The sequence below is a fragment of the Spirulina sp. 06S082 genome (assembly GCF_034932145.1).
Taxonomy (GTDB): domain Bacteria; phylum Cyanobacteriota; class Cyanobacteriia; order Cyanobacteriales; family Spirulinaceae; genus CCY15215.
In genome coordinates this window covers 1-24,520 of record NZ_JAYGHV010000021.1, presented here as the reverse complement: position 1 = coordinate 24,520, position 24,520 = coordinate 1, and the positions used below count along the sequence as shown (strand labels likewise).

General features: G+C 43.6%; 16 protein-coding genes. 10 read left to right on the top strand and 6 right to left on the bottom strand.

From position 1 onward, the window contains the following. The 6 genes from VB714_RS03440 to VB714_RS03415 form a co-directional block, all read left to right on the top strand. Positions 1 to 404: TIGR03943 family putative permease subunit (locus VB714_RS03440; RefSeq protein ID WP_323221203.1), on the top strand; the 404-nt coding region annotated here is incomplete at its 5' end. 52 nt (positions 405 to 456) lie between these two features. Beyond that, positions 457 to 1,983, top strand: coding sequence for a hypothetical protein (locus tag VB714_RS03435; protein ID WP_323221201.1), 1,527 nt, complete (start codon positions 457 to 459; stop codon positions 1,981 to 1,983). Between the two features lie 96 nt (positions 1,984 to 2,079). After that, positions 2,080 to 5,112: an exonuclease subunit SbcC gene (gene sbcC, locus VB714_RS03430; RefSeq protein ID WP_323221199.1), complete on the top strand. Its 3,033-nt coding sequence runs from the start codon at positions 2,080 to 2,082 to the stop codon at positions 5,110 to 5,112. A 327-nt stretch (positions 5,113 to 5,439) separates the two neighbouring features. Beyond that, positions 5,440 to 6,954 carry an ATP-binding protein gene (locus tag VB714_RS03425; protein WP_323221197.1) on the top strand — a complete coding sequence of 505 codons (1,515 nt, stop codon included), beginning with the start codon at positions 5,440 to 5,442 and terminating at the stop codon, positions 6,952 to 6,954. 90 nt (positions 6,955 to 7,044) lie between these two features. Continuing rightward, positions 7,045 to 10,944 (top strand): trypsin-like serine protease, encoded by a 3,900-nt coding sequence (locus VB714_RS03420; protein ID WP_323221195.1) that lies wholly within the window; start codon positions 7,045 to 7,047, stop codon positions 10,942 to 10,944. Positions 10,945 to 11,127: 183 nt separating this feature from the next. Continuing rightward, the gene (locus VB714_RS03415; RefSeq protein ID WP_323221193.1) at positions 11,128 to 12,066 is read left to right on the top strand and encodes a response regulator; all 939 of its coding nucleotides are present in this window, start codon (positions 11,128 to 11,130) and stop codon (positions 12,064 to 12,066) included. Positions 12,067 to 12,204: 138 nt separating this feature from the next. Here VB714_RS03415 and VB714_RS27280 read toward each other — a convergent pair whose 3' ends face one another. After that, positions 12,205 to 12,405 (bottom strand): hypothetical protein, encoded by a 201-nt coding sequence (locus VB714_RS27280; protein ID WP_416309593.1) that lies wholly within the window; start codon positions 12,403 to 12,405, stop codon positions 12,205 to 12,207. A gap of 623 nt (positions 12,406 to 13,028) precedes the next feature. On the opposite strand from VB714_RS27280, the gene ubiE reads away from it, so the two are divergent. The 3 genes from ubiE to VB714_RS03395 all read left to right on the top strand — a co-directional run bounded on the left by ubiE (position 13,029) and on the right by VB714_RS03395 (position 16,502). Beyond that, positions 13,029 to 13,721 (top strand): bifunctional demethylmenaquinone methyltransferase/2-methoxy-6-polyprenyl-1,4-benzoquinol methylase UbiE, encoded by a 693-nt coding sequence (ubiE, locus tag VB714_RS03405; protein ID WP_323221189.1) that lies wholly within the window; start codon positions 13,029 to 13,031, stop codon positions 13,719 to 13,721. A gap of 123 nt (positions 13,722 to 13,844) precedes the next feature. Next, on the top strand, positions 13,845 to 15,068 hold the full coding sequence (locus VB714_RS03400) for a DUF445 domain-containing protein (protein ID WP_323221187.1): 1,224 nt from the start codon (positions 13,845 to 13,847) through the stop codon (positions 15,066 to 15,068). Between the two features lie 24 nt (positions 15,069 to 15,092). Continuing rightward, entirely contained in the window at positions 15,093 to 16,502 is a 1,410-nt protein-coding gene (locus VB714_RS03395) for a pentapeptide repeat-containing protein (protein WP_323221185.1), read from the top strand. 13 nt (positions 16,503 to 16,515) lie between these two features. On the opposite strand, the gene VB714_RS03390 is transcribed toward VB714_RS03395, so the two are convergent. From VB714_RS03390 to VB714_RS03380, 3 genes are all read right to left on the bottom strand, one after another. Then, complete coding sequence (locus VB714_RS03390) at positions 16,516 to 17,754, bottom strand: hypothetical protein (RefSeq protein ID WP_323221183.1); 1,239 nt, start codon at positions 17,752 to 17,754, stop codon at positions 16,516 to 16,518. A 185-nt stretch (positions 17,755 to 17,939) separates the two neighbouring features. Continuing rightward, positions 17,940 to 18,407, bottom strand: coding sequence for a hypothetical protein (locus tag VB714_RS03385; RefSeq protein WP_323221182.1), 468 nt, complete (start codon positions 18,405 to 18,407; stop codon positions 17,940 to 17,942). A 258-nt stretch (positions 18,408 to 18,665) separates the two neighbouring features. Next, positions 18,666 to 21,368 carry a CHAT domain-containing tetratricopeptide repeat protein gene (locus VB714_RS03380; protein ID WP_323221180.1) on the bottom strand — a complete coding sequence of 901 codons (2,703 nt, stop codon included), beginning with the start codon at positions 21,366 to 21,368 and terminating at the stop codon, positions 18,666 to 18,668. A gap of 349 nt (positions 21,369 to 21,717) precedes the next feature. On the opposite strand from VB714_RS03380, the gene VB714_RS03375 reads away from it, so the two are divergent. Continuing rightward, complete coding sequence (locus tag VB714_RS03375) at positions 21,718 to 21,993, top strand: hypothetical protein (protein WP_323221178.1); 276 nt, start codon at positions 21,718 to 21,720, stop codon at positions 21,991 to 21,993. Between the two features lie 61 nt (positions 21,994 to 22,054). Here VB714_RS03375 and ffh read toward each other — a convergent pair whose 3' ends face one another. Together ffh and dcm are read right to left on the bottom strand one after the other, a co-directional pair. Continuing rightward, positions 22,055 to 23,521, bottom strand: a complete 1,467-nt coding sequence (ffh, locus tag VB714_RS03370; protein ID WP_323221175.1) for a signal recognition particle protein — start codon at positions 23,519 to 23,521, stop codon at positions 22,055 to 22,057. Positions 23,522 to 23,550: 29 nt separating this feature from the next. Next, positions 23,551 to 24,520, bottom strand: a 970-nt coding sequence (gene dcm / locus VB714_RS03365; protein WP_323221173.1) for a DNA (cytosine-5-)-methyltransferase, incomplete at its 5' end; no start/stop codon positions are given.

The window sequence follows — 24,520 nt, the reverse complement described above, 5'->3', positions numbered from 1 at the left end:
AGTCTCTCCCCTTTACCCGCACCCAAGTCCAATCTTTTGCCGCCCGCATCAAACCCGAAGATCGCACCCTTATGGATTGGATTCGCACCCTTAATGCCTATCCCGAACCTGATGCCTATACCGATCTCCCTGCAAATGTAACTGGTTTTGTCGTTTATATAGACAGTCTACCAAAAGATTATCTCATGATTTCTCGCTTTGTGATTACCTGTTGTGCTGTCGATGCTTATCCCGTCGGACTCCCCGTAAAACTGCCTTCAACTCGAGATCAATTTCCCCCCGATACTTGGTTAAAAATTGAAGGAATTATGACCACAGAAGAACTGAATGGAGAACGAAGATTAGTGATTAATGCAACCAATGCCAATAAAATTGACACTCCTTCTAATCCTTACGAGTTCTAGTTATTTGTTCTTTGTTCATAACCCGCAACCAACAATCAACAAACAATAACCGATGAAAAAACAATTTATCGATCTCTACGCCATCGATCGCGCTGCCATTGTTACGATACTAACCCTCAGTCTCGTCACAATTTTGTTGATTTTGGGAGGTTGGTTCTGTTGGGGCGATCGGTGTCTTATTGAAACGGGTCCAAAAGTGCGCGAATTTAGTTGGCGCGATCGCATTGTTAACGCCAAAGATACCGCCTTCGTGTTGAAATTTGACCGTCCCATGTCTCGGGAAAGTGTTGAAAATAATCTCAAAATTACCATTCCCGATCAATTGGACTTAAAAGACCCCTTACCCGGAAAAATTAGCTGGGCAGGGCGAAGAATGGCTTATACCCTTGATTTTCCTGCCCCTTACGGTAACAGTTACCGGGTGGAACTACAACGCGCCACAGAAAAGTTCCAAGGCAGCGATCGCCCTGGAAAACGCCTGCAACCCTTTACAGCAGAGTTCAAAACCCCCGACCGTGTTTTTGCCTATATCGGTTTGGAAGGGAAAGAGAGAGGTAGACTCATTCTCTATAATTTCACCCAACAAGAGAAAATTCCCCTCACTCCCGCCAATCTTGTCATTACAGAATTTGAACCTTATCCCGACGGGAAATCCATTCTTTTTGGTGCCGCAGATCGCCAAGTGACCAAAGACGGATTACTCGAACAACAACTCTATCGCGTGACGACGGGACTCTATGGGGATGGCGCAGAAATTGCCGGACAAATCGATTTAGTATTGGCGAACGAGGAGTATCAAATTCTTGAGTTCGATCTCTCTGCGGATGGGAATATGTTAGTAGTGCAGCGCGTCAACCGAGAAGATCCTCAAGATGCGGGGTTATGGGTCATTCGCGATAATAATTCTCCTGTGGCTTTAAATAATCCCCCTGGGGGTGTTTTTCTCATCGCCCCAGACAATCAAACCATTGCCAGTACCCAAGGAGAAGGGGTTGCCCTGCTTTCCCCGCAACCCGATGCGGAACCCTTGGGCTTTTTTGCTCAATTTGGTATGGTTTTGGATTTTACCCCGGATGGTGCATCGGCGGTAATGGTTGATTTTAATCGCAATAATCCCGACTTACTCTATACGCGATCGCTCTATTTGGTCAATAATCAAGGGCGAGAAGAAAAGATTTTTGATACCAAAGGTTCGATTCTTAATTGTCAATTTGATGCCCAGGGCGATCGCCTTTATTGTTTGCTGACGAACTTAATTGAAGATGTTGACTATGTGGAACAGCCTTATATTGCGGTCATCGATCTCGATAGCAAAAAGGTAGTGCCGTTGACAACCTTGCCACAATACCAAGATACTCATCTCAGCCTTTCTCCCGATACTGTCGGTTTGATTTTTGACCAAACTATTGTCGATCCAGAATTGACTGAAGAAAATATTCTCAGAACAGATTCTGGGGAGGCGATCGCAACGGGGACGATTTGGTTATTAATTCCCCCCGCTTCTCTCGAGGAAATGGAGACGGCACCTCAATTAGAGGAATTACCTTTCATTGGTTTTAATCCCAAATGGCTGCCGTAAGTTAAATCGACTTCAAATTAGTTAATTTTTGCTCAAGGGTACAGTTGTCCTGTTATTCTAGATTTATATTTTGGTAGTCTCAATCCTGGTAATCTAATGATCCCCCTACAACTCATTCTCAAAAATTTCCTCAGTTATCGAGAAGCAAAGCTAGATTTTCAAGGTTTGCATACTGCTTGTATTTGCGGGTCCAATGGGGCGGGGAAATCCTCCCTTTTAGAAGCCATTACTTGGGTGGTTTGGGGGAAAAGTCGGGTGGGGACGGATGATGTTATCAATGCTGGAGAAAAGACCGTTCGAGTTGATTTTACTTTTATTGTTAACCACGAAACTTATCGTATCATTCGCAGTCGCCAACGAGGACGCAGCACAGACCTTCAGTTCCAAATTCAAACCGAGTCGGGAAGATTTCGCCCTTTGACGGGGAAGGGGATTAAACCAACGCAAGAACAGATTATTAAAGATATTAAACTCGACTACGATACTTTTATTAATTCTGCTTATTTACGTCAGGGACGAGCCGATGAATTTATGTTACGCACGGCATCAGAACGCAAAAAAGTATTGGCAGATTTGCTCAAGCTGGATCGTTATGAAGAGTTATCAATACAAGCAAAAGATACTTCCAAAGAATTTAAAAATCGTGCCGAGTATCTGGAGCAAAGTTTGCAACCATTGGAACAAAAAATAGCACGTCAAGGAGAAATTGAGACAGAAAGAAAGACTGTCGCGGCACAATTGGAGGGTTTGCAAGACTTGCAAGATATAGACGATCAAAAACTCAAAACCTTGCAATTGGCAGAACACGATCGCGACAATGAAGAAAAGAAATTAACCTGGCAGCAAAGCCAATATCGCAATACCGTGGGAGACTGCGATCGCCTTCTGCGCGATCGAGAACAGATGCAAGTAAAATTAACAGAAACTGAGAGTTTCTTGCAGCGCAGTGAGGAAATTAAACAAGGCTATCAAGACTTAAAAACATGGCAAAGCGAAGAGGAGAAACTTGCGGATAAACTTCAAGACTATCAAAGCACAAAAGAAACCAAACGTCAACTAGAAATTGAATTAACTCGACAGAGTAACGAAATCGAACTCAAAATTCAACAAGTACAAACTCAGTTAGATAATATCGCCCAACAGGAGCAAGAAAATCAAACTATTCTCGCGACATCAGAGGAAGTCGATCGCGGCTTAGAAAAGCTACAATCTAATCGCCAGCGCGTGCAAGAGTTAGAGCAGCTTAAACTACAAGTTACTCCTTTATTACAACGGCATAACGAACTACAGATTGAGATCGAAAGAGTACAGGCAAAATTAAATGCTAAACTGGAACAATTGCGATCGTCTCAACAAGAACTCGCCGATCGCATCGCACGGATTCCTCAACGCCGTCTGGAGTATTTAGAAATAGAAGAAAAAATAGTTGAATGCGAGAACAAAAAGAACTATCAAAAGCGGGTTCAAGATAAGGGACAAGAACAAAAGATTGTCAAAGAACGTTTGCAAGAAAATCAACGTTCTTATGAAGAACAGATTGAAAAATTGCAACAAAAATTAGCATTATTGCAAATTCCTGATGCTGCTTGTCCTTTATGCGATCGCCCTCTCGACGAACATTATCGCGATCGTGTTATTAGTAAAACGCAAAGCGAACAAGAGAAGAATCAACAGCAAATTTGGCTAATTCGCGAACAAATGGCAACCTGTGAAGTAGAATTAAACGGGTTACGAGAAGAATACGCCCAACTGACGCGACAAATTAATGCTTATGGCGATCTTTATAATAAAAAGGGACAGTTAGAAGCAGAGTTAGAAACAGGAGATGAAGACTACGATCGCCTACAAGAAATTGCAGGAGAGATCGAAGAGAAAGAAGCATCTTTAAAAATTGAAAATTATGCCCTCGATCTACAAGCAGAATTGCAAAATATCGATCGCGAAATTGCCCAACTCGACTATGACGAACAAAACCTAGCTTTAGCGCGAGGAGAAACCGATCGCTTGCGACATTGGGAGATTAAACAAGCTAAAATCAAGGATGTTAAACGCAAACAAAAAGAGTTAGATCGACAAAAACCGGAATTATTAGCACGACGCGATCGCCTACAAGAGTCTCGCGATCGCTTGCGTCAAGATTCAGATATTCAACAGCAAATTCAACAAATAGAAGCTAAACTTACGGCAATTGGTTACGATCGCGATCGCCACGAAACTGCACGCCAAACTTTGCAGACATTGAAAGCACAAAAATGGGATATTCAACATTACAAATTACAACAAGCTGAAGAACAATTACCCCAACTACAAAGTAATTTGCAGGAAATACAAACAAGACTAAAAATTCGGGAAAGCGATCGCGACAAAATCAAGATAGATTTAGATGAATTGGTCGCAAAAATGCAGCAAATTCCCGACTATCGCAACGAAATTAAAGAACGCGATCGCATTATTCAACAGCGACGGCAACAATTAGATGAACTCTTAGCCAAGCAAGGAAAACTAGACCAACAGTTAACCCAACTGCAAGAAACTAAAGTTCAATCTGAAAAAACTAAAGTACAATTAAAGGAAGTTGGCAGACAATATCGCGTCTATCAAGAACTCTCAAAAGCATTTAGTAAAAATGGCATTCAAGCCTTAATGATTGAAAATATTCTCCCCCAATTGGAAGCACAAACCAATCAAATTTTAGCCAGATTAACTGGCAATCAACTGCACGTTCAATTCGTCACCCAGAAGGCGAAAAAGAGCGCTAGTAGCCGTAAAAAAACGAATAATACCATCGATACCCTCGAAATTGTTATCGCTGATGCGAGGGGAACTCGCGCTTATGAAACCTATTCCGGAGGAGAAGCCTTTCGTATTAACTTTGCCATTCGTCTTGCCTTAGCTAAGATATTAGCACAGCGATCGGGAGCATCTTTACAACTATTAATTATTGATGAAGGATTTGGCACCCAAGATGCAGAAGGATGCGATCGCCTTATTGCTGCAATTAATGCGATCGCGTCGGATTTTTCCTGTATCCTCACCGTAACTCACATGAACCGATTTAAAGAAGCCTTTGAACATCGCATCGAAGTCAGTAAAACATCGACAGGTTCTCAGATTAATCTTTTAAGTTAAAGAATAAAACATTTATGGCTTAGATATCCGTAAATATACGATTGCAATCGAACTAAATTTGCATAGATTGCATACACTCTTTACATAATAGACTTTATTTGGTATACCTGATAACATCGAGCCTATGAAACTCTTGCTACGATCTCAGAAAATAAATGTATTAGTGCATTAGTTGGAATTATTGTATCTCTAACTCTATGCAAAACGGATCGAAAAATTCCCAGGTCTGCAACAATGATTTTGTGTAATGATTTTGTGTATTTCTTGCTGGGTGTATCTATCAAATTCATTGAAACTCAAATTGGTTGTCGATTTTTAGTTTTATTCGTGTTAACAAAATATTTAGACACAGAACATATTACTGCAATTCGAGAAGTTAATGCTGCGGTTATTAATATTAGTGGGAGACAGCGAATGCTCTCGCAAAGAATAGCATTATTAGCATTAAAATTACTGACTATTTCTTCTTCAGATAAGAGAAAAGCGATCGAGCAAGAAATAAAAGAACTCGCGACTTTAATGGAACACTCTCACAATGGTCTGATTGGTGGCAATCCGGCTTTAAAGTTGGCGAGTAATCTATCGCCAGAAATTGCCGAAATTTACTTTGAACCGCCTTTTAATTTAGATCGAAAAATTCGCAGTTTTGTCGATGCAGTCCGTTGTTTAGTCGAAATTGAGCCAGAAAAATTACACCCTGAAAATCGTTATTTACAATATATTTTAGAGCAAGCCGATCGCCATTTGCTGGAAGCCTTAGATCGTGTCGTCAGTCAGTATCAAAGCGAACAAGAAGAACAAGATTTGCTCATTAGTCACTATCAACATAAACTTTATCAAAAAAGTTGTCAAGCGGCTGAAAAAGCGCGATCGCGCACCCAAGAACTGGAACGAGCGATCGAAACTTTAAAACAAACACAACTACAACTGATCCAAGCTGAAAAAATGTCGAGTTTGGGTCAATTAGTGGCGGGAATTGCCCATGAAATTAATAATCCAATTTCTTTTATTCATGGTAATATCAATTATGCCGATCGCTACATTCGCGATCTCTTGGCTGTTCTTAGCCTTTATCAACAAAATTATCCCGATCCCAGTTCAGAAATTCAAGACTTTTTAGAAGAGATAGAATTTGAATTTGTGGCCGCAGATTTACCCAAAATATTACAATCTATGCAACTCGGTACAAGTCGAATTCGCGATATTGTCGTGTCCTTACGCAACTTCTCGCGTTTAGATGAAGCAAACATGAAAGAAGTTAATATTCACGATGGAATTGATAGCACTTTATTGATTTTACAACATCGCCTTAAATCGGCAGATAGTCAATTTAAAATCGAAATTATTAAAGAATATAATTGTTCCAATCTTGTTGAATGTCATGCAGGCTTATTAAATCAAGTTTTCATGAATATTCTGAGTAATAGCATTGATGCCCTAGAACAACACAAAGAAATTTTTATTAAAGAAAACCGCACGCCTCACATTATCATTCATACCGCCTTGAAAGAAGGCGATCGCCTTCAAATTCGCATAGAAGATAATGGACCGGGAATCGCTGAAACAACCCAGAAGAAATTATTTGAGCCTTTTTTTACGACAAAACCTGTGGGGAAAGGTACGGGATTAGGTCTTTCTATTAGCCATCAAATTATTGTCGAACGTCATCAAGGAACATTACAATGTTATTCTCAATTGGGCGAGGGAACAACATTTACGATTGAACTTCCAGACTTACGCAAAAAAAAATCAACCCAGACGGAATTCAGAACTCAAAATTCAAAAATCGTGTTTGAAGCGAAGAATATGGGAGACATGACTGAGGCGATCGCGATCGTATAAGAGACTTGGATTTTGATTTGCAGTTCTTCTCCTATTTTCGTTAAGGCAAAATCCGCTTATAATTGCAGGCAAGATATTCTCCCTCAAGCCATGCCAGACCTCTCAGACGTGCAAACCTTTGTTTCTCCCTTGCTTTCCGAACTCGGATCTAGCAGCGATCGCCCTGACGGTAGCCGCCGGGAACCGCGCATTGTCGGCGGCGTTTTGGCCAGCGATGGAGAGTATCCTTGGATGGGGGCGATCGTCCGTGCTAACGAGTCTAACAATATCGCCGCACAGTTTTGCGGGGGAACCCTAATACACCCCGAATGGATTTTAACCGCCGCCCACTGCGTTGAAGGGTTGAACGCCGATACCATAGAAGTTCTCCTCGAAACCAATTCCCTCAGCAGTGGCGGTACCCGTCACAGCGTCGCCGAAATCGTTTTACACCCCGACTATAACCCCGCCACCTTTGAATCCGATCTGGCACTCATCCGCCTTTCTACCCCCGTCACCAATATTACCCCCGTAGAATTGCTGAAGTCGGAAGACCCCTACAATCAAACCTCTCCCGGCATTCTTTCCACAGCGATCGGCTGGGGGGCTTTAAGTAATGGCGGACCGAGTGCGACTCGTCTCTACGAAGTTGATGTTCCCATTATTGCTAATGAAGTCGCGAATAATCCCCAATCCTATAACGGTGATATCACAGATAGTATGCTGGCGGCGGGGTTTCCCGAAGGAGGCAGAAGCGTCGGACCTGGGGATAGTGGCGGTCCGTTACTGGTCAAAGAAGGCGATCGCGATGTTCAAGCGGGGATCGTTAGCTTTGGTGTCGGAGTTGCTTTCCCCAATTTTTACGCCATTTATACCCGGGTTTCCTCCTTTACCGACTGGATCGAAAATTTTGTTCCCCTACCCACAACCCCCGTCGGCTTGAGTGTTGCTAATCTTTCGATTCAAGAGACGGAAACCGACGAAGCGATTGAATTTACCGTTAATCTCACCGGAACTCCCTCTGCCCCCGTTACCGTGGATTATACGATCGCCGACGGCACCGCGATCGCCATAGCAGATTATGAAGCAGGTATCGATAGTGCTTTAAGCGGCACCTTAACCTTTGATACAGGAGAAACCAGTAAAACCATCGACTTAGTGATTAAAGGTAATACGGAGATAGAACCCACAGAAAGTTTCTCCATTACCCTGAGTAACGCCAATGGTGCAGAAATTGTCCGCCCCAAGGCCACCGCCTTTATCCTTGATGACGATAGCCCCCCCGTTGCCCGTAATGACGCAGCCCCAACCATTCCAGGTTTCGCTGTTTTCATTCGCGTCCTGTTGAACGATACCGATAGTAACGGACAAGCCATCAAAATAGAGCGTTTTGATAGCACTTCCGTTAACGGCGGCACCATTATCCAGCAAGATAATTTTTTGGCTTATATTCCCCCTTCGGGCTATATTGGCAACGATCGCTTTACCTACACCATTACCAATGAAGACGGCAGAAGCAGCACAGCCACCGTTAAAACCGTCGTTTTAGAACCCACCCGCTTTATCGATCGCATTGGCGATCGCAATCCCCTCAATACCTTCAAAGTCCAAGAATTCAGCCATCCCACCCTCGTCGATATCGATGGCGATGGCAAACTGGATGTATTTGTCGGTAATGACAATGGCAATCTTGAATTTTTAAGGAATATTGGCACCCCCACCAAACCCCGATTTGCAGCCCCACAAAATAACCCCTTTAATCTTACGGGAGTCGGTACCGATAGCGCCCCCACATTTATCGATATTGACGGCGATCGCGACTTTGATGCTTTTATCGGGAATAGCGTCGGGAATGTGCTTTTCTTCCGCAATAAAGGGACACCTGAACAACCCGACTTTGAAGCCCCAGAAACCAATCCCTTTGGCTGGAGTAATATTGGCACCTATGCCACCCCAGTTTTTGCCGATATCGACGGCGATCGCGACTTTGATGCCTTCGTGGGAACTGCCCTCGGAGATATTCGTTTCCTGGAAAATACCGGAACCCCCAATAATCCCAGCTTTGCCCAACCTATTTCCAATCCCTTTGGACTGATAAGCATCGGGGGTTTTAGTACCCCCAGTATTGGCGATATTGATGGGGATGGCGACCTGGATATCTTGGCGGGACGCAATGCAGAAGAATTAATCTATTTCGTCAATACAGGGACGACGACAACCCCAGATTTCATCCCAGTTTTTGACCTGCCCAGCCCCTTCAGAAATAGTATCACCGGAGTCTTTAGCACTCCCACCTTGGGGGATATCGACGGCGATGGCGATATTGATGTCTTGATGGGAAATGCCCAAGGTACGATTAAATTTTTAGAAAATTTTGGCACCGATGCAGATGGGGACGGCGTATCGGATCAAATGGAAAAAGTCGCCGGCGATCGCAACTTAGATGGTATCCAGGACAGCCAGCAAGCCAATGTTGTTTCCTTGTCTACCTTTGATGGCGATCCAGGCAAAATCAGCACCTTTATCACCCTCGCAGCCACCTCTAAAGAAACGCACTTTACCTTTGCCGAAGGCATTAGCAATCCCGCCTTAAACGCACCGAGGAATCCTTTCTCCCGAGGAGGGCGATTCCCCTTTGATTTTCTCGATTTCCGCTTGCGTCCTCCCTCTTCCTCCTCCTCCGTCACCCTCAGTTTGCTTCTCCCCGACGAACCGGAAAACCCTGGTTATAATACCTTCTGGGTTTACGGACCCGAACCCAACGATCGCAATCCGCACTGGTTTGAATTTGTTTACAATGGCAACACTGGGGCGCAATTCTTCGATCTCGATGGCAATGGCAAAAGCGATCGCATTCTCCTGCACTATACCGACAATCAACGGGGAGACCTGGATTTTCAAGGGGGGGCGATCGCCTCAGTTAGCGCCCCAGGGGTTATTAACACTCCCCTCAATCTGGAATTGCAAAGCAACGATACCTTTACCGTCACCGGAGATGGGGGATTTGCCAGCTTAGAGATTACCCTACAACCCAGCGACAGCGATCGCATTGGTGAAGTTGGCATCTTTAAAGTAGATGCCAGCGATCGCGTTAATGGCGTATCCCAGGACAAAGACCACTTTCAAGACACGGCACTGCGGGCAGGAACGACCATTTTCAACGTTCTCTCCAATAAGTCCGACGATCTCATCGGCGGTTTGAACTTAACTCGCAATTTGCCCGTTGCTTCCGGCGATCGCTTCATGTTTTATTTCATCACTAAAGGAACGCGAGATACAGTCCTGTGGGGAGATGCTGGGGAACCCGAAGTTTATTTCTCCTCGACTGCGGCCAATGCTGACAACTTCGACCACTTACAAGTTACGGGAGGAAATAACGCCTTTACCTTGGGATGGGAAGAATCTCTCAACGGTAGCGATAAGGACTATGCCGATCTGGTGATGAGTGTTAAATTAAACCGTAACCCTCTTTCCCTGCAAGACCTTGCCGCCAGCGCCCAAGGAGGGCGAGAATCAGAATTAATCGACCTTAGAGACCTAGAGGGTCAAGATATTCGCTCAGTTTTTCCCACCGTCCGCAGTGAAGCTGCATTTTCTAATACCGTTGGTTTATATAAAATTGAAAACGAGTCGGGAGTTGTTCGTCATCCCGTTACCGGGCAGCTTGTCAGTCCTGGAGGTTCTGGCTATATTGAAGTAGTATTGTTAGCCAGTCAACAACCAGGGGGCGGCATTTCCTTCGATCGCGGTGGTGGAGGCAGTGTTACAACTTTACAAGGTGGCAGTCTTTTTGCTCCTTTTATCATTGCCGACGGAACAATTGACGAATTACTCGATAATGATGCCAGCAACGATCCTGCCATTTACTTTTCCTTTGCCAGAGGGAATAGCGATACCCGCGATCACATTCAATTATTGGGGGATAATATTTACGGGTTTGAGGATATGCCTGCATTAGGGGATAAAGATTTTAACGATATTATCTTTAGCGTTGAATTCGCGATCGGGTAAATCCAGTCCTTGAGCAATGAGCAGTCCCCGATGAAGCCCGAAGCCCAGACTAACCTCTTTTTGGTTAATCGGGGTAATTCAACTCCTGATAGGATTGAAAAATAGGGGAAGATAGATTAGGGTGAACTTTCTTCTACTAAGGATCGACGATCCCAATTTTTTACAGATACGGCTTGTACTTTTATGAGTTATTCCTTGTCCGATCTTGATAATGTAACGCGCCAAATCACCAGCATGGAAAGACCAAAAAAACCCAAGATGCTCGTTGTCGATGACGAACCAGACAATCTCGATTTACTCTATCGTACTTTTCGACGAGATTTCAGAGTCTATAAAGCAGACAGTGGCGTAAATGCCTTGGATGTTTTGCAAGCTGAAGGCGAAGTCGCCGTCATTATCTCCGATCAGCGTATGCCGGAGATGAAAGGAACAGAGTTTTTAAGTAAAACCGTCCCCGATTTTCCCGACACGGTACGCATTATCCTGACAGGATTTACCGATGTTGAAGATTTGGTTGAAGCGATTAATTCGGGACAAGTTTATAAGTATATTACTAAGCCCTGGGACCCTAATGAGTTAAAGGAGGTTGTCGATCGCGCTGCCGATACTTATAAGATTCTCAAAGAGCGAACAGAAGAATTACACCGCGCCCAAGAACAAGCGACGTTGCTGGAGGCGATCGCAACGGTTGCGAGTACCCATTCATCCATCGAAGATTGCCTCGAACCCCTTGCGAAGGCGTTTGGAGAGAGTTTTATGGCGGATGGTTGTAGTTTTCATGCCCTTGAAGCAGAAAGCCTAACTGTATCGGGAAGTTATAGTAAGGGGGGCGATATTCCCTTGACCTTAGAGGGGGATTCCCTCGTGCAAAGCGCCCTTTCTGCCGGAAAAACCGAAGTTTGGGTCAATGATAACAGAAGCGAGCCACCCAGCGAGGCATACACGAATGCAGGAGTACAAGTTCACTTAGTTCTCCCTTTAATTTTCCGCGATCGCACGCTTGCTTTACTATCTTTGCAATGGACGCAATCTCCCAAACCCAACGAAGAGGAAATCAAACTCATTCATCTCGCCTCTCAGCAAGCTATTTTAGCCCTTGTGGCCGTAAGTAGTAATGGGTAGAAGGTAAAAGTTTTGACCTAACTAAATGTCGCGAGGGGTCTCCCGTTAGAATCTCCGATTTAACGGGAGAGGAATCGCGACGAGTAAAGGAAAAGGTTAACGGGAGAGAACGTCACAATCGTCGAGTTGTGTAGTGCATCAAATTTCTAGACAATCCCCAGTTGCAAACTCTGCGATCGCTTCTCTAGCTAAAGCCTCTAATTTTCCCTCTGCAATGTCCTGTTCTAGCTGTTTATCCCAGTGTTCGTAATCTAGGTCAAAAAACCATCGTTTCAGCTTCTCAAGTTCAGGAGATGAAAGGGAAAGAATTGCGGCCTCAATTTGTTCGAGATTCGCCATCAAAGATGTGGCAAGGGGACTCCCGTTAGACCCGATAGGGTTAGTGGGAGAGGAATTGCCACAAACAAGGGAGTCTGAGCAAAGCGAATCAGTGTGTTCATCAGAAGAATGGGTAGAAACCCCGCCCTTATAGGACGGCTTTATATTGGTTCCGTTACCGCCTTGGAGTTGTTTAATTAGGATGCTTTTGTATTGCATTTTTAACAGGACAAGTACTGTATCTAATTAAACAACCCTGTACGCATAACGGGTTTTGCTCTTTCGAGCCTCCCTTTCGGGGTAAAGTTTGCCTCGTCAAGGTTATCTGGGCTTTTTAGGTTAGCAACACTGGCTTAACTCATTTAGACCTGTTTAATTGCTAACAAAAGAGCTACAAACTGGCACGCATTCGTAGGTTTCGTCACCCAGATAACGTAGCGATTTAACGCTTAGACTGGTCAGGTTGGAGATGAGGATTCCCTCAAGCTCCCGCTAGAAAGCTCAAGTGTTTAGCGGTGAGTTCCTGACATCTTTAGATATATTGTTGAGAGTCTTTTCTGATGGTGTCTCCAGTGTCATTGTACGCGTGAAAATGCCATTATTAGTTTTATAGCATAAATTATTGTCCCTCGCAAACCCTACCCATGACAGATACTGATATTCAAGCGCTATTCGATCGCATTGCTCCAGTGTACGATCGCCTCAACCAAGATTTAAGTTGGGGGCTGCATCGGGTCTGGAAGCAAATGACAGTAAAATGGGCAAATCCCCAACCAGGCGATCGCGCTTTAGATGTTTGTTGCGGGAGTGGGGACTTAGCATTTTTATTAGCTAACCAAGTGGGAAAAGAAGGACAAGTTATCGGTTTAGACTTTTCCTCGCAACAACTGGCGATCGCTTGGCAAAAAGCCAGTCAAATCATACCCTCTCCTCCGATTAATTGGGTAGAAGGCAATGCAATCGATCTCCCTTTTCCGGAAAATCATTTCCACTGCGGCACAATGGGATATGGGTTGCGAAATGTTCCTGATATTCCCCGAAGTCTAGCAGAATTACACCGAGTTCTCAAACCTGGGGCAAAAGTTGCCATTTTAGATTTTCACCGTCCCGCACTTCCTCTCATGCAAGGCTTTCAACAATGGTATCTCGATAATATCGTTGTTCCCACCGCCGAAAAATTTGCCCTCAAAGCCGATTATGAGTACATTTTTCCCAGCTTAGAACGTTTTCCCCTCGGCACGGAACAAGTTAAACTAGGAAAAGCAGCCGGATTTAAAACAGCGATCCACTATCCAATTCTGGGGGGACTGATGGGAGTCTTGGTGTTAGAAAAATAGAAAAATTCTAACTCCCCGCTATCAACTATCAACTATCAACTATCAACTATCAACTATCAACTATCAACTATCAACTATCAACTATCAACTATCAACTATCAACTATCAACTATCAACTAATAAATGACCGATTTATGGATTCTGATTATCCCTCCCGTAGCAGGAGGAATTATAGGCTATTTCACCAATGATTTAGCCATTCAAATGTTATTTCGTCCTTATAAACCTATTTATTTCGGCAAGCGTCGTCTTCCCTTTACTCCTGGTTTAATTCCTCGCAACCAAGAACGCCTTGCTGGACGTATTTCCGATACGATTATGGGGTCGTTGCTGACCCCAGAAGAGCTACAAAAATTAACTAAACGACTATTGACCCCCGATCGCGTCCAAGGCTCATTATTATGGCTGCTGCGCTTGGCGATCGAACAAATTCAGGAAGATAAAGAACAGAAAACCGCCAAAATTCTAGCGGAAATTTTACGAGATTTATTTAATAATTCCCTACCGCGACTGATTCAAGTCTTTGCTAGAAAAGAAGACTTTCTCGAAGATCAAATCAATCATATGTTCGATCGCGTCCTCTTGGATTTTCGCCTCAGCGACCCTCAAGCGCGTCAATTTGCCGATTGGATATTACAAGTCGTTCTCCCTCCCGATCTCCTGCGACAGGCGATAGTAGACTTTCTCACCGATCGCAATATTGCGATTATCGATGAAGGATTTCGGGAAAAAACAAGCGGTACAACTTGGGTAGTGGCCAATTTATTCGGGATCAAAAATTCCCTGGCACGCTTGCGAACTTTCTGCTTAGATGAAAAAGAAATTGCTAATGCACGACTGAAAGAATTAGTTTTATCTTTAGAAATTCGCGATCGCATTCGTCGTTGGTTACAAAATCTTTCCCTGCAAAATCTTCCTCTCTCCACAGTCCGACAACTTCGCAAAACTACCCGAGAAACCGTTCGGATTTATATTCAAGATAAAGGTAGCACCCTCATTCAAGGTTTGGGGAGTTCTATTGATTGGGACAAACTCTCGATTATTTTAATTAAACGATTGCGTAATTCTGAGGTGCTTAATACTTCCCTTGAAACAATAAGTTGGGAACTTGCTTTGATTCTTGAACGTTATTTAGAGCGGGACTTAGAAAAATTAGTGGCTCAGGCTATTCCGATTTTAGCGATCGATCGCGTTATTATTAACCGTATTAACGCAACTTCTCCGGCACAACTGGAGACTACGATTCAGGGTATTGTCAAAAGCGAACTACAGGCGATCGTTAATTTAGGAGGATTTCTCGGTTTTCTCATTGGTTTGTTGCAATCGATTTTCTTAATATTGCGATGAAAATAGGATGAAAAATGCGATCGCATGAATACAGGTGATTTTCTCAACCGTTTAGACTTAAGAAATCAAAATCTAAGTGGCAAAAATTTAGCCGGGGCTGAGTTAAAAGGAGCTAATATTCGTGGCGCAAATTTAACGGAAACGGATCTGAGTGAAGCCATTCTCAGTTATGCAGATTTAATTGAAGCTAATCTCCAAAGTGCCAATTTAACCCGGTGTAATTTAACCCGAGGAATTCTCAATTTAGCCAACTTAACTGATGCTAATTTAAGGGAAGCAAATCTAAGTGAAGCAAATCTAGTAGGGACTGAGTTTACGCGAGCTAATCTTTCTGCTGCTAATTTAGTGGGGGCTAATTTGGTGGGGGCTAATTTAGACCAAGCTAATTTGGTGGGGGCTAATTTAAGCGGTGCAGATTTAAGAGGCGTACAATTCAACAATGTGAGTTTAAAAGGGGCGCTTTACAGCAATCGAACTATCTTTCCAGAAGGAATTAATCAGCAAAAGTTAGCGGCACATTTATTGGCACCAGGGGTCTCTTTACAAGGGATAGATTTAAGCTATGCTAATTTGAGTAATGCAGATTTGAAAAATGCAGATTTGCGACGAACAAATTTAATTCGTGCGCTTTTAATTAGTACGAATTTAGGGGGTGCAAATTTAAGTGGTGCAAATTTAAGTGGTGCAGATTTAAGCGGTGCAAATTTGAATGGAACTCTCTTAAATAAAGCGGTTTATAATCATCACACAATCTGTTCCGATCGCATTGAACTTTCCGATTTAGGTGCCTATTTAATTGCTCCTCATGTTTCTCTGAAAGAGATTATTTTAACTGGGGTTAATCTGCAAGAAGCGGATCTGATTGGTGTCGATCTCGGTGGAGCAATTCTAAATGATGTTAATTTCAGTCAAGTGGATCTCGGTCGCTCTATTTTGCGAAAAGCAATGCTCAAAAATGTTAATCTGATGCGAGCAGATTTAAGGAAGGCAGATTTAACGGGGACAACAATACAAAGCTCTAATTTGGCTTTAGCCGATCTGCGAGGTGCCGACCTAACCAGAATAGAATTAGATGGTGTTTGTTTGCAAGGAGTCGATCTGCGAGGTGCCGATCTAACAGGCGCAAAGTTACTCGATTGCGATCTGAGTTTTGCCGATCTACGAGGCAGCGATCTCACCCGATCTTATTTTCGCCGGGTCAATTTAGATGGGGTGAATTTACGCAAAACAGAATTAATGGGTGTGGATTTAGAGGATGCTAATTTAACGAATGCAGACTTAAGCGATGCTGTTCTATTTCGGGTCAATTTACGGGAAGCTAAGTTACAGGGAATTAACTGGAAAGGGGCGGATTTAAAAGGTGTTTTTCTGCCTAAGTCTAAATTAAATGAAATAGATTTGGCAGAATTAAGTTATAATGAAGATTCATCTTAAAGTTACTCTAATTTCAACGCGATCGCCGCTTTTTCAGGAGATAAAAAGTTAAGAGTCCCAAACCTAATCCACAGAGTAAACTAACGCTTAAAACTACGGTCAAATTTTGTGCGGGACTCCAATCAGTTTCAAAGTCTTTAACCAGTGCAGAAGTCGCAGAAGCTACCGCAGAAGAAACCCCTGCACCAACTCCGGCTGCACCGATCGACGCTTCAATATCGCGATCGCTTTTTGCGCGTTGAATTTCTACCATTCCTCGCAGGGTATTGACCCAAGTTTCATGCAATCTTAAACCAGGAGTTAAAGTAGTAATATCTTGCTTGATTTGCGGGAGATAGTGTCGGTTGAAGATTTCGCTGAATTTATCGGTTTCGCTGAATTTTTTTAATTGTTTTGTGTAGTTATCGAGGTTGGTTTCAATAGCAGCTTTTCGGGTTTCTAGGCTGCTGATTCCTTCGGTATATTGGGAAGATTGCAGCGCACTTTCTGAGATTGCTTTTTCGAGTTGTTCTAGGGTACACTCAATGAGAGCTTTAGGATAATTGGGATTCTCGATAAATACAAGAGCAGGAGAATAATAGTTTTTAATATCGGCTTTGATTGCCCGAGTTTCTCGATAACTGGAAACGATAAGATGGTAATAGCAATACAATTGTAGCCAATCTTGGTAGTAATCGCCGATCGCATCGATCGCCGCGCGATCGCGGTAGATGAAAATTAAAATATGCTCTATTTTTTCAGAGTCTGTCTGGGCGGCGATCGGGGTTTCTCCCAGTGAGAATACTTGTGCGCCGAATTTTTCTGCTTTTTGGGGACTAGACCAAGTTTGTGCTTTTATCTGTCCTAAATTTTCATAAGCAGATTGAGCGGCTTTTTGGCAATTTTCTTGATTAAACGTTACAAAAGGAGGCAAATAGCCGATTAAAATTAGAGTTTGACCAATTTTTTGACCGATTTTTCTCTCCGTGTCTTTCTCTGTTTTTTCTTCTAATTCTCGGGCGGTGAGGAGTTGTTTGGTTAAGGTGTAGAAGCGATCGTAGTCGGGAGGTATTTCTTCGGTTTGGAGAGCGCAGATCAGAAAGAGACTATTGATATTGTTCAAAGACTGTTTAATTCTATAGCCTTTCACTTCATATTTGTCAAGACTAATTAAAGAGCTTAGGTCATCAACTTGCAGGTTGGGGGGATATTGGCGATCGCCATTTGAATAGTAACTTAATAGTAAAACATGAGGATAAATCAATTCACTCATCAGAAATAATGTCTCGAAATTGTAGATCCGCCAGGGATTGAAAATCCCTGTCTCATACGAAAAATCCATTGAAATGGATTAGGGTTATCGCGATCGCCTTTACCCGCTAAAAAATACTTGACAGACCACTATTTAATGGTAAAACTCCCTAGTTAATAGTAAAATATAGTGCGATCGCGATAATATCATGGGGCATCTTTCAGTTTAGCAAATTCTCTTTGACTTTCTGCAATGGGTTGGTAAGAACTGAAAATTTTTTTAATCGCAGCGAGTAAATTCCATCGGGAAGATTCATCTTTTTGCAAGGCATAAAATTTACTGACTTTTTGCCAATCTCCAGGATTCAAATTATGGTTTTCTAAGGGAATGGGATCGTTTTGGTTTTGATTGATTTTGGGAGAAATACAGGCTTTTTGGGAGTTGGCTTTATAGAGTTCTTGTAAACTATAACGAAAGGTTTTATAAATAGGATACAAGGATTCATCTGCGACCAAAAAAGTGAGGAGTTGTTTGGCTGCTTCTTCGACTTTTTCTGGTAAAAGTTCCGCGATCGCATTGAGTTGAGGGCGCAGGGTGGCCTCGCGATCGCGATCGCATTGGGAAAGGGCGAGAATAAAGGCACTAAAAATAGAGAGATCGCTTTGTTGTTGCATTGTTCTACAAGATTTTGTTGACTATAGTTTTTTATTCAGGACTTACGCAGCGCGATCGCGATAACCCTAATCCATTTCAATGGATTTTTTGTATGAGACAGGGATTTTCAATCCCTGGCGGATCGGGCTATACTCATCATTTTGAGTATGACAGACCACTAGCGAGTCAATATGTAAATCCCAATTATTATTACAATTATAATCTTTTTTCTGGAATTGTTGGCAATTGGAGAATGCTACTTTACAGGAGATATGCTTTTAAGGCAGTCCCGTTAACACAAAACCAGCCCAAAAATAAGGGTTTTCGTAAGGAACAAAATCGGGATTTTCTCGATAAGTCGATGCCTGACTCCTTAAATTATCCCATTGAGTAATATCGTCTTGTTTGACTTCCTCAGAGCGATCGATGTACCATTGTGCTAACTGAGAATTGGTGATATTTTTTAACCAATCCTGTGCTTGTTTTAAGGCTTCTGGAGGAGTTTTCCCCGCTTGAAGATAGCGAAAAAATTCCATCATTAAAATGCCAGTAGAATCTTCCTTAACGATCCACAAAGTTGATAAAATATAGGTCGTGTTGCGAGAGAGAAAACCACTGGGAAAGCCAACTAATTCATCAATAAAATTGCTTGTTCCTGAGAGTCCTGTTTCGCAGGCGGCTAGACAGACGAGAAAATAAGCAGGAAGCTCGATTCTTGTCTCTTCTGCAAACAATTCTTGCCATGTTAACGGCTCATCTTCGGCACAATATAAGGTAGATTCGAGAGGATTTTCCGGGCTATAACTACCGTGGCCAATGAAGTTGAGAACATTGGCGAGTTGGGGTAAATTTTGGCGGATATTTTCTTTGCTGGCCTGTTCTTTGATGAGGCGAGAATGGGGGAGAATCTTGTACAGATGGGCGATAAATCTTCCGGCCATTGCTGCAAAAGTTAGGTCTATTTTTGATTTGGGATTTTCAATGGCCAAGAAGGAAAAAGATGCGGGTTTTGTTGTCTTTTTCGCGATTAAATTCTGGGCAATTTCTAGGCTGGGAAGATAGGTGAAAATAAAATCGGCATCTACTGAGGTGGGAAACAAGGCGTGCAGGGGTAACAGGTGCAAGTCTCGATGGGGAATGAGGATGATATTTTTGATGGGGGTTTCACTGGTTTTTAGGGTGGAGAGAATTGTCTCGATTTGCAGGAGTTGCTGGAGGGTTTGCAGGTGAGAAGGGAGGTCTGTTTCCCATTGTGGAGAGGAATTATCCTCTTTTTTCTTTTTGCGGCTGTTGTTGTAGGTTTGTTTCCAGTTTTTTAGCCACTCACTTATATTTTCATCGGCGGCGGTTTTGCCAGGGGGATCGACGGGATGGGTGAAAATGACGGGATCGCGGTGGGGGATGAGGAGAAAGAGGGTGAGGGTACAAGGGCTGAGATGCCAATATAATACGGCTGTTGCGTCGTTGGGGAAGGGGAGAGAGGGGCGATTCTCGGTCTGCTTCGGGGGGTCGATCCAGCCCTCCCGCAGCCAGCGCAAACTTAGGTTTTTCCATTTTTCCGCTTCTGCGAGGGCTAACCAATAATCTGCGGAGTTGCGAGATTGGGCGAGTCTGTCGCATTTTAACTGATAGAAACTGTTGAATTTGCGGGAGAGGAGGAGTTTTTTGGCGGGGGATCGGTTTGCGCGGAGGAGGCGATCGAGTTGGGTGATGGCTTTCAGTTCCCATTCTGCGGCACTTTCTGGCTCTCCCAGGGCGCGGTAAACGATGATTAGGTCTTGGATGATTTCGAGGGATGTTTCGAGGAATCTGAGGTCATCTGGGAGGAGATTGAGGGCGTTGAGATAACTGTAAACAGCTTGACGGAAGAAGGGAGGAGAGAGAGGTTGTCGTTTGCCGTGGGCGTAGTGGGCATTGCCTTTGCATTGATGTAAAGTAGCACAGCCGAGGAGTTCTTTCTCCGAATCGAGATGACTTAATCCCTCATCCCAACTATCAAGGGCTGCTTCATAGCCGCGAGAGTTAAAGATTGCCCAACCTCGATTAGCGTATGCTTGCCAAAAGTCGATTTTAATCTCAAGGGCGCGATCGTAGTCTGCGATCGCTTCTTCGTACCTTCCCATGTTTTTTAGGGCATAACCGCGACCATTGTAGGCAAGGTGGTAGTTGGGTTGGATTTCTAGGGCTTTGTTGAAGTCCGCGATCGCTTCTTCGTACCTTCCCATGTCTTTTAGGGCAAGACCGCGATTATTGTAGGCATCGTGGTAGTTGGGTTGGATTTCTATTGCTTTGTTGTAGTCGGCGATCGCTTCTTCGTACCTTCCCATCTCATTTAGGGCAGTACCGCGACCATTGTAGGCATTGTGGAAGTTGGGTTGGATTTCTATTGCTTGTTCAAAACAAGATAATGCCCCTTGAATATCCCCTGCATTGTATAAATCTCGACCCCGATTGTACAAAGTCACTGCTTCAGGATTGATGTCTTGAGGGGTTTCTAAATTGCTTGCTGTTTGCGGATTTTCTGGAGGATTTGGAACCGTTACAGGAGGATTACTCTGACCCTCTGGGATGACCTGCACTAAGCCTTCCAGACCCTCTGAAACATTGCCCCGACTCTCCTCCCATTCTCGCACTATCCGACCCGCCTCGCGACTCACCCGACCGATATCCAACCGCCCTAAATGCTTTAGCCTCTCCCTTAATTCCGCCGTCCGCGACTCCTCCTGTAACTCCCTCGCAAACCCTTGCAACCATATTGTCAACTCCTCATCTCGCACCTTATTCTTAGCAATAAAGAACTTCAACTCTCCTCGCGTCCTTCCCGCATTCACCTCGTCCAATAACCCCATGAAAATGCTCTCGTATTCCGCATTATCGCGCTTTGAGGGTTGTGGGGGCGTTAAAACCACTGGCTGAGGAGTCCCTCCACCAAACCACCGATGCCACAATTGTTTCAACCACTGCCAAATTTTTGCCCACATGAATCCTGCTTCCAGACTTTTTGCTTGAAAATCTCGCTTTATTTTAGCTGAATCAAGACCGCGCGATCGCAACCTAGTGGTCTGTCATGCTGAAAATGACGAGTATAGCCAGATCCGCCAGGGATTCAAATCCCTTCTTATACCAAATCCAGTTACCACAGACCCTATTGAAGTCATAATTTCAGGGCGCAAGCATTGCGCCCCTACCCCCAAACCCAACTGTATCGCTTACTATTGTGCCTGTTGCCTATTGCCTATTTGCTTCATCCCCATAATTTTTTGTTATTTTGGGAATGAAGAAGACTCGATTTGTAGTCCACTCTGGTGTATTTATTACCAAGGAATTATTATGGCTAAAAATTTAGTTTTTGTTGTTTTGGGTTTGGCGATCGCCCTCTTGGTGGTTTTCTCTGCTACACCCAGCAAAGCAACCTCTAACGATCCTGCGGTTTATGCGTGGGAATACTTGACTCCAGGCAGCGATCGCCTCGTTTGCCAAAAGATATCTCTTCACCTTAAATCTCTTCCTGCAACCACCACAACCCACAGTCAACCCATCCACACCCATTCTCAAATTGTTGGCGATCGCTTCTGTGCCGATCTAACCAAACCCCTCTCCTTTTAAGTCCAGGCGATCGCCTTATATCTGCATTGTTTCGAGAGGCGATCGCCACCAACTCTCAACGCTACAAATTACCAAAACCTTTCTTTTTCTTCTTCTTACCGCCGCTTTTCTTCTTATTTCCTCCTCCGTGACCGCGAAAACCGGGACGAGGCATTCCTCCCCCCATCATGCCCCCAAGTCCCCCCATTCCTCCCATGCCAGGCATCCCAGGCATTCCCATCCCAGGCATTTGTCCTTGTCCCATTTGCTGCATCATATTTCGCATTTTTGTGAAATCCCGCACTAAATTAGAGACATCTTTCTCTTGGTGTCCCGATCCCTTGGCGATACGACGGCGGCGACTGGGGGACTTTGCTAATAAATCTGGGTCTTGACGTTCTTGTTTCGTCATAGAATTAATCATCGCTTCCGTGCGCTTGAGTTGATCTTCTCCTTTTTGTAAGGTATCGCCGCTCAATTTTCCCATGCCTGGAATCATCTTCATAATTCCCCCCAAGGAACCCATATTTTTTAACAAGCGCATCTGTTTGACAAAATCATCAAAGTCAAAGCGGGCTTCGAGGATTTTCTCCTGCATCTTGACCGCATCGGTAATATCAATCTGTTCCTGTGCTTTCTCGACTAAAGTGAGAATATCTCCCATATTGAGAATGCGGGAAGCGAGGCGATCGGGATAAAAGGGTTCTAAAGCCTCTACTTTTTCCCCCATTCCAATAAATTTAATCGGCTGACCGGAAATACAGCGCACGGAGAGGGCGGCACCTCCTCGGCTATCTCCATCCATTTTAGTGAGAATTGCCCCCGTAATGCCGATCTCTTCGTGAAATGTGCGGGTTAAACTAGCGGCTTCTTGTCCCGTCATTGCATCCACTACCAACAGAGTATCGTGGGGTTGCACGGTTTCTTTAATTTGAGCCAATTCTCCCATCATTTTCGGGTCGATTTGCAAGCGTCCCGCCGTGTCAATGATAATCGTATCCACTCCCATCTCTTTGCCTTTTTCTAAGCCTTGACGGGCAATTTCTACGGGATCGACATTGGTGCCCAACTCAAATATAGGGACATCAATTTGTTCCCCGAGGGTGACTAACTGATCGATCGCCGCAGGGCGATAAATATCTGTAGCGACGAGTAAACAATTGCGGTTTTGTTTGCGAAGATAAAGGGCGAGTTTTGCTGTGGCGGTGGTTTTCCCGGTTCCTTGCAAGCCCGCCATGAGAATAACTGTAGGGGCTGTTTCTGCATGGGCGAGGGGGACGTTACTTTCCCCCATAATTTGTACCAGTTCTTGGTGGACAATTTGAATAAATTGCTGTCCTGGGTTAACCCCAGAAATAACATCGGCACCAAGGGCTTTTTTCTCGACTTCCTGGATGAAATCTTTAACTACTTGCAGGTTAACGTCTGCGGAAAGAAGGGCGCGACGAACATCTTTAATTGCGTCTTTAATATTGGTTTCGGAAATTTTATCTTGACCGCGCAGTTTCTTCCATGCGTCGTCGAGGCGATCGGCTAATGCGTCAAACATAGTCTTAGTTTTGGGTTATTCGTTGTTGGTTATTGGATGATTTTATCAGAATCTTTGGGTTTGGAGACCAAACCCCTACTTTTTAAAACTTCCTCTCCAATGGCTTGAACAATTTGGGGAACAACGGCATTACCAAATTGGCGATAGGCTTGATTATCGGAAACTGGGATTTTGAAATCATGGGGAAAACCCATTAATCTTGCACATTCTCGGGGAGTTAAACGACGTGGATTTTTGCCCGCTTGGGGAATTAAAATTTCTGCACCATCTTTATAGTATCTTGCACTTAAGGTCCGGGAAATCCCTTCAAGATCGGCTAAACCATAACCAAAACCATTCCCTTTTAGGCGATGTTTTTCTGCATAATCCTGTAAATATTCCCAGAGGCGATCTGATAATGTATATTTTTCTTCTACTTCGGTTTCTAAAATATCTTTTACTTTGGGGTTAAGATTGGGCAATTCAGGAAAATTAAATTCAGTCGGTTCAGAGAAACCCACAATAAAAATGCGTTTGCGATTTTGTGGTACAATTGAACGGGCATCTAGAACTTGATGGTAAATTTGATAACCTAATTCTGCTTCTAAGGTTTTTGTAATTATTCCAAATGTCTCGCCTTTATTATGACTTTGCAAGTTTTTGACATTTTCTAAAATAAAACACTTGGGTCTTTTTTCTTTCAGAATGCGAACAATTTCAAAAAATAATGTTCCTTGGGTTTCGTGTTCAAATCCATGTTTTGAACCGAGGGCATTATGTTTAGTTACCCCAGCAATACTAAAGGGTTGACAGGGAAAACCAGCCGTTAAAATATCGCAATCGGGAATATCTTGTTCTGGGATTTTGCTAATATCTCCAAAAATCTCTCCCTCAAAATTCTCTTTGTAAGTTTGTTGAGAAAACTTGTTCCATTCTGATGAAAAAACGCATTGACAGCCGAGATTATCTAAGGCAATTCTAAAGCCTCCAATACCGGCAAAAAGTTCGATAAATGTATAA

What these genes read in the sequence shown, in the direction of transcription:
- VB714_RS03435 (WP_323221201.1), top strand. Translation starts at nt 457, where the DNA reads ATGAAAAAACAATTTATCGATCTCTACGCCATCGATCGCGCTGCCATT.
- sbcC (WP_323221199.1), top strand. Translation starts at nt 2,080, where the DNA reads ATGATCCCCCTACAACTCATTCTCAAAAATTTCCTCAGTTATCGAGAA.
- VB714_RS03420 (WP_323221195.1), top strand. Translation starts at nt 7,045, where the DNA reads ATGCCAGACCTCTCAGACGTGCAAACCTTTGTTTCTCCCTTGCTTTCC.
- VB714_RS03415 (WP_323221193.1), top strand. Translation starts at nt 11,128, where the DNA reads ATGAGTTATTCCTTGTCCGATCTTGATAATGTAACGCGCCAAATCACC.
- VB714_RS27280 (WP_416309593.1), bottom strand. Translation starts at nt 12,405, where the DNA reads ATGGCGAATCTCGAACAAATTGAGGCCGCAATTCTTTCCCTTTCATCT.
- ubiE (WP_323221189.1), top strand. Translation starts at nt 13,029, where the DNA reads ATGACAGATACTGATATTCAAGCGCTATTCGATCGCATTGCTCCAGTG.
- VB714_RS03400 (WP_323221187.1), top strand. Translation starts at nt 13,845, where the DNA reads ATGACCGATTTATGGATTCTGATTATCCCTCCCGTAGCAGGAGGAATT.
- VB714_RS03395 (WP_323221185.1), top strand. Translation starts at nt 15,093, where the DNA reads ATGAATACAGGTGATTTTCTCAACCGTTTAGACTTAAGAAATCAAAAT.
- VB714_RS03390 (WP_323221183.1), bottom strand. Translation starts at nt 17,754, where the DNA reads ATGAGTGAATTGATTTATCCTCATGTTTTACTATTAAGTTACTATTCA.
- VB714_RS03385 (WP_323221182.1), bottom strand. Translation starts at nt 18,407, where the DNA reads ATGCAACAACAAAGCGATCTCTCTATTTTTAGTGCCTTTATTCTCGCC.
- VB714_RS03380 (WP_323221180.1), bottom strand. Translation starts at nt 21,368, where the DNA reads ATGTGGGCAAAAATTTGGCAGTGGTTGAAACAATTGTGGCATCGGTGG.
- VB714_RS03375 (WP_323221178.1), top strand. Translation starts at nt 21,718, where the DNA reads ATGGCTAAAAATTTAGTTTTTGTTGTTTTGGGTTTGGCGATCGCCCTC.
- ffh (WP_323221175.1), bottom strand. Translation starts at nt 23,521, where the DNA reads ATGTTTGACGCATTAGCCGATCGCCTCGACGACGCATGGAAGAAACTG.